Origin of the sequence: Bacillus glycinifermentans (genome assembly GCF_001042475.2) — a bacterium.
GTDB classification, from domain to species: domain Bacteria; phylum Bacillota; class Bacilli; order Bacillales; family Bacillaceae; genus Bacillus; species Bacillus glycinifermentans.
Map to the genome: position 1 here is coordinate 1 of NZ_LECW02000029.1, position 6,078 is coordinate 6,078.

8 protein-coding genes are annotated in these 6,078 nt (G+C 43.3%); 1 reads left to right on the top strand and 7 read right to left on the bottom strand.

Annotation, left to right across the window (positions count from 1 at the left end):
* Positions 1-217: 217 nt before the first annotated feature.
* The 6 genes from AB447_RS16880 to AB447_RS16905 form a co-directional block, all read right to left on the bottom strand.
* Positions 218-2,635 (bottom strand): phage/plasmid primase, P4 family, encoded by a 2,418-nt coding sequence (locus AB447_RS16880; RefSeq protein WP_057957665.1) that lies wholly within the window; start codon positions 2,633-2,635, stop codon positions 218-220.
* A 60-nt stretch (positions 2,636-2,695) separates the two neighbouring features.
* Positions 2,696-3,133, bottom strand: coding sequence for a DUF669 domain-containing protein (locus AB447_RS16885; protein WP_003185383.1), 438 nt, complete (start codon positions 3,131-3,133; stop codon positions 2,696-2,698).
* Entirely contained in the window at positions 3,133-4,065 is a 933-nt protein-coding gene (locus AB447_RS16890) for an AAA family ATPase (RefSeq protein WP_048356391.1), read from the bottom strand. Before AB447_RS16890 ends, AB447_RS16885 begins: the two co-directional genes overlap by 1 nt.
* A 3-nt stretch (positions 4,066-4,068) precedes the next feature.
* Positions 4,069-4,626 carry a host-nuclease inhibitor Gam family protein gene (locus tag AB447_RS16895; RefSeq protein ID WP_057957666.1) on the bottom strand — a complete coding sequence of 186 codons (558 nt, stop codon included), beginning with the start codon at positions 4,624-4,626 and terminating at the stop codon, positions 4,069-4,071.
* Between the two features lie 65 nt (positions 4,627-4,691).
* On the bottom strand, positions 4,692-4,961 hold the full coding sequence (locus tag AB447_RS16900; protein ID WP_048355808.1) for a hypothetical protein: 270 nt from the start codon (positions 4,959-4,961) through the stop codon (positions 4,692-4,694).
* A 93-nt stretch (positions 4,962-5,054) separates the two neighbouring features.
* Positions 5,055-5,324, bottom strand: a complete 270-nt coding sequence (locus AB447_RS16905; protein WP_048355807.1) for a YqaH family protein — start codon at positions 5,322-5,324, stop codon at positions 5,055-5,057.
* Positions 5,325-5,378: 54 nt separating this feature from the next.
* On the opposite strand from AB447_RS16905, the gene AB447_RS16910 reads away from it, so the two are divergent.
* On the top strand, positions 5,379-5,693 hold the full coding sequence (locus AB447_RS16910) for a hypothetical protein (RefSeq protein ID WP_048355806.1): 315 nt from the start codon (positions 5,379-5,381) through the stop codon (positions 5,691-5,693).
* A 53-nt stretch (positions 5,694-5,746) separates the two neighbouring features.
* On the opposite strand, the gene AB447_RS16915 is transcribed toward AB447_RS16910, so the two are convergent.
* Positions 5,747-6,022 (bottom strand): hypothetical protein, encoded by a 276-nt coding sequence (locus AB447_RS16915; protein WP_048406871.1) that lies wholly within the window; start codon positions 6,020-6,022, stop codon positions 5,747-5,749.
* Positions 6,023-6,078: the final 56 nt, after the last annotated feature.

Consider the following 6,078-nt stretch of genomic DNA (forward strand, 5'->3'; position numbering starts at 1 on the left):
ATATATATATATATATTTATTTTTTATTTATTTTTTCAGTAGAGGGAACATAGCAGAAAAGTATCAAAAGTAACACCAGTTTTTAACAAAAGGCCTAAACCCCTTATTGTATCAACGTTTATAGCCGATTCCATAAATTGTATACTGTTACTTTTTTGTTACTTTTTAATCGAGAAGAAAAGCCGTATTTTAAATAAAACCCTTCTCTAATTAATTTTTATAATTTTTTTCTTTGAATACTTGTGACATTACTTTTTAATTCCGATGGATTCTGCCCCTGTTTCAAAAGATTTAATTGCTTATGCAAATCTCGGTTTTCTTTTATTAAACCGATCCCATCAAAATAATTTTTGTTATAGTTGCCGCGATATTTTTTAAATCCACGAATTTCGAGTTGCCGATAAAATGCCCGGTTCTTCAGTTCAATTTCGTCATTTTCAAAACACCAGTCTTTGTAATCTTTATAGAGCTCCTTGGCCTCTACCTTGGCCTTCGGATGCTGGATGCATCTTTCTTCCATGAATGGACCGAGAATGTCCATATCCTCCCGATAGCCTTCTGTTGCCTTCTTGATCGCTTCCGGTTCTCCCAGGCCTTCCTTCTGCCACTTCAAACAGCCCTCAACAGCCCAGCGAAGGATCCCAGGCATTTCCGCAGCCAGTTTCTGCGGCAGTTTCTTGTCTACTTTTTCTTTTGGGATCGTGACAGTAAACGGAATCAACCGGATCCGGCGCCAAATACCCTCATCGCTGCCTTTAACGATCGGTTTATGGTTTGTGGTAAAGAAGACTTTAAATTCCGGCGTAAACTCAAAATATTCCTGGCGCAGGAAACGCGCCGACATCTTTTCGCCGCCGGTGATCTGCTTCACCAACGATTCAGACAGCTGCTGCCCTTCTTCACTCTCAACGGCCGACACAAACCGGGCGCCGTCCAGCCGGGCAATATCATTGTTTATGGCACTATCATTTTTCTTCTTAATGAAGGTGTCACTGTTTGTCTGCCGCCCATAGTCCCCGAACAAGTGCTGAACCGTATTGATAAAGGTCGATTTACCATTCCGGCCGTTCCCGAATAGAAAGAACATGACTTGTTCCGTGGTGTCCCCGGTCAGCGAATAGCCAATTGCCTTCTGCATGAAATCAATAATTTCATAGTTTGGCGTGCCCTGATCATCTATAAAAATACTTTCCAAGAAAGCTTTCCAGTTCGGACAGTCGGCGTCCGGTTGATAAGAGACAGGAGATATTTTTGTAAAAAGCAGATCCCGATCATGCGGCAGAAGTTCGCCTGTTTTTAGATCAATCACACCGTTATCGCAATTTAAAAGATATTTGTGGGAATCCAGTTCCTGCTTCCTCACTGAAACCATTGGCCGAACATCTAAAATTGTGTTCATCCGTATGTTGCGGCGCTCGCATTTCTTCGCCCAATCGTTCAGCTGCTTTTTTCGGAATTTGTCTTCTGTGGCCTTAGCCTCGCCGTACAACGCCCGTAATGTCTTAGCGGTAATGGCTTCAATTTTTCGTTTGCTGTCTTCTTCCCATCGCTTGCCGTTCCAGATCAGCCAGTCAAGCTCGTTACAATATCGAATATTCTTTCCGTGGTAGTAGACAACTCGTTCCGCGTTGCCGAGCTCCGTCAAATGAAACGCCGGCGGAGTGTCAATGATCTCTTCGATATCCTCAACTTGAGAATTTTCGGGATGGGAAATATATATTTCATACGGCTGTTCCTGCTGCTCTTCCAGTAAATCAGAAATTGTCGTATGAGTAGAATAAACGGCCGCGGCAATGGTCATTTCTCCATATGTAGCGCCGTCGGATGAATGCTGCCGATCCCATTTCTCCCGGAACAAACCTGATTCGCGAAACATTGAATCCATTTTTGCGGGATCCTTATCCGTCCAGAATGCCAAGTGATTACATAAAGCCATATCTGTGGCCGAGTGATCATCGTTTATCAGATGACCGTTAAACAGATCCTGAATGCTCTTCCCGTTCTTGCTGTTGAACATCCTTTCCCATATCTCCTTATTGGAGAGATTGCTCATATCACGGGATGAAGCAGCAGGCGGGTTGGACGGTTTCGATTCTTCTTTTTTGTCCTTCAAATATTTTTCGAACAGCTCTTTGAGCTCGTCCGTTCGTTCTTCAACGGCCCCGATTCCGAGACTGTTACCGGTAAAGGTAAAATAGCGGCCGTGGCGGTATACTTCCAGCCCAAGTTCAGGATTTTTTCTCCCTGTGCCCGGCCCGCGCAATGGGATCTTACCTTTTGTGATGATGTGGACTCCTTTGCCGCTGGGTGAATATTCGGTGTAACTGCTAATCGCCTGAACAATTTCCTCAGCGAACGGGGACAAGACACCATCTTCCACACAATGATCTATGTCTATGCCGATGAACGGATCATCTTTTGAAAACATGAAGCCGATCCCGTCATAATCTCGATCGTTATAAAATTTCAAAACGGTCGGGAATGTCGACCAGGTTCTTTTATTACTGGATTGAGCCATGCTGCCATCAATCTGGTAGGGCACTTTTGTTTTCTTACCGTCACGTTCTTCGGAACGCCATAAAATCCACTGAGGGGCGTTTTTTAGCTCTTGCGGTATATTCTTAAATTCGTACATGTGATAACTCCCCTTTAAAAACGAGGGAGCTATACACTCCCTCAAATGTGTTTTTTATGATCAAAACGGTACATCATCGTCACTGATATTAATTGGTTCGGTTTCCGGTGCTGGCGCTTCTGACGGCTTAAACGCTTTTACTTCCGGATATTTCTTGCCGTTATGCTCTCTTTCCCCGACAAGCAGGCGAACCGGTTTATTCAGAAACGCCTTGGCCCATTCGATATGATCCTTAAATTGCATTCCGTTTGGAAAACCCGCGGCCTTTGATGCTTGGTGAAATCTCCACATTGCATTTTCCGTAACGGTGAAATTGTCGTATAGAATTTTCTGGCCCTGGCATGGCTGCTCAACGTCAGAACGGATTTCATAATCTACGACAAGGCGCTCATTTCCGGATGCAGCCGTTTTGGCTTCAAAGTTGATAACTGTCGCTTCGTATTCTCCTGGTTTAATCGGTTCAAAAGCTTCACCTTTGCTGTGGTCTACTGTAAACATTATTTTTCCTCCTTAGTCTTTAAAGCTTGTAATCTATCAAGTGCGGCAGATGCCAGCTTAATAGTCCATTGATCAAGTTTTTTATTTGCTTTAATCTGAAATTCTTCAATCATCTGCGCGGCTGTCTCGTTGCCAGCAGCGATCGTTTTAATTTCATCAATCAAACGGAGCCGCTCAGCTTCTTCCTCTGCTTTCACGTCAATACCGAGCTCAAGCCATTGGTAAAGCTTGCGGCCGACTTCTGGATTGAGTTTAAAAGAAGAGCCTTCAAACATGCGGGTATTATCTTTGGAAGTTTCCGCCAAATGATCAATACCAATATTGAAATTGAGCATGAATTCATACTCCATTTCGTCTTTTTGCACAGGCTTGGTCCCGACCTTACGCGGCGCCATTTTCCCCTCACTGTTCGGCTCAACAACGTACTCAGTTTTGGTCCGAAGCGTCGCCAGAATGTGGACGTCATTTTGCGTTAACGTTTTTATTAATTTCGTAGTTTCGGGCGCAAGTTTACCCCAGTTTTGAAATGAGTTACCCTGCATTCCCCCATGTTTTTCAACAATGCCGCCTTCTCCCGCCCAATTGTGGGAAAGCGAGTCAATAATGACAACTTCGGCACCGGCTGCCTTAATTGTTTCAAGAGCCATTTGATAGCGTTCTGTTGTGTAAGGCGGGGTAAAATCGATGTGCTTAAAGCTTCCGATCCTTACATCATCAAATTGCAAGTTTGCATATAGTTTGGCACGGCGGTGTTCGGTATCCACAACACCGATCTTTGACCAAATTTCCTCATCGCTTGCCTCCGGGTATGCTTCCCGCATCATGCCGTAAGCGACAAGCAGGGCGCCGGCGGTCTTTCCGGATCCGCTCGGCCCGATAAAACCGACAATAGCCTTTTCTTTCTCCCGCTGTGCGTCTGTTACTTCAAACATCTATCACACCTCCACATTGAAGTTGATTGAGGCTGGTGCTATCTCTACCCCCGGAACAGCTTGTCCATTTTCATCAACGACAACCTTTTTGCCGCCCACCTCTTTGATGGACAGAGATTTTTTAAGGTCGCCCCATTTGACATCTTCTTTGATAAATTCAGTGAGACCGGCCTCTTTCACATGCTTGAGAAGCTGATCCTTATCGGCTGGCTTAGGCTGTTCTTTAATTGCCCGGCTTTTTGATTTGCCGTAAGGTGTGGAAAGTGTCTTTGCTTTCGGATCCTGTTCAAGCTGCTTTGAATGGTAGATGCTGACCAGGTTTTCAAAGAACGCCAGATTGTCCGCGACAGGTTTAAGTTCCTGGGTTTCCCATTCATCGATGCGCTGCCTTTCGGTTGCCGCCAAAGCCTTGATTTCTTTTTCCTGTGTCTTTAAAGCAGCAATTTTCCGGAACGCCCAATTTAGACTATTCATGTCCGTAATCTCAAACTGTGGACGGCTCTCCTGCTGCAGGCTATTATTTGAAATCTCGTTTAGTTCAAACGCCTGTAAAGGATTCATGTATATTGCCTCCTAATTGATTTTGTAATAGACTCCATTTAAAATGAGGTTGTTAAGTATTGTTTTTAGTCGCCTTTGCCGAGGCGGCTTTTTTGTTCATAAGCTGACGGATAAAATGCAACAACTTGAATTTCCCTATTAATTTCAGTTGTGTACCAAAAGCTATTATCGTAGGAACGCTGATTAATTTTTGTGTTCAATTTTTCAGCTGCATCCTGCACTTTTTGAAGAGCTGCCTCTTCATTCTTACAGTGATAGTCAATGCCAATCCGCCCGTCATTTTTTAATGCACTTTCAACAAGGTGCAATACTGCATCAATCTGCTTTTGATCCATTTTCACCCTCTCTTTCTGCATCCTTCTCGTCCTTCAAATATTCCAGAGGGTAGCCGTAACGGTTGATCTCTGTGATCAATGGATGCTCAATATTCATTGAAACGGTCTCCCTACGGCTGAAACGTTTAACCCCCTGCTTGCAAATTTGGACGCGATTTCGTGAAGCCGGACAACCTGTTCCGGGTGCTCCATCCGTTTAAGATCCTTGCAATTTGAAATGATTGTCGCCGCAATTTCAACGCACCCATCAAAGTCCTGGTCCTCAATGGCGGCGGGAAGCAATTCAGAAATAAGGTATTGAGTTGACTCGATCAGCCTTTCCGCCTTTTCGCGGTCAGTTTTTAGAAATCGGTTTAGGTTCATGCTTGCTCCTCCTTTTTTGGTATAATGCCCCTGTATAAGACAGGAGGTGAAACTATGAAACTTGATAAAAGCGACTTTGCACCCATTGAACAACTAGAAAATGATATGGAATTGATTCAAAAGGATGCTATGGATATCGCAATAACAGCATTACAAGATGGTTTACAACATGTCTTTGATGAAGCAGACAAGAAAAATTTATCCGATAAAGAATACCTCAAAGAACTTATTTCTGGTGCCTGTGGATTCGCTCTTTCTGCTTCCGCTCTTCATACGAAACATATTGTTTCGAATTATTTTCCGATAATAGTGGAAACGGCTTATCAAAATACTTCTCAACGTATTGAATCGCAGTTAAAACAGAAGTAGTAAAATCCAATTTATTAGTTTTCTTATCAACCTCTGTTGCCGCAGGGGTGGAGTTATTTTCGTTTTGATTGCTCATTTGTCTCTTTCTCCTTTACATTTTCAATCGTTTTCTGCACAGCTAGTCCGTTAAGAACATGCGTAAATTCAATTGCGTTCTTCTTTTCGCCGGTTAATTCGTTAAAAATCATCAGTAAAGCTGTGTTGGCCGCCGTGAAAAACTCGGTCAAATCCACGTCCGTTAACTCTTCTATAAAGTGCTCTGATTCTTCATTAAAGACTTCAAAAATTGCTCCTGAAAGTGCAACAGAATACATTTGATGCTTATCCATTGATTTTCTCTCTCCTTTCATTTCTCAAAATCTCATTTTTGCGTTTTCACAAAAGC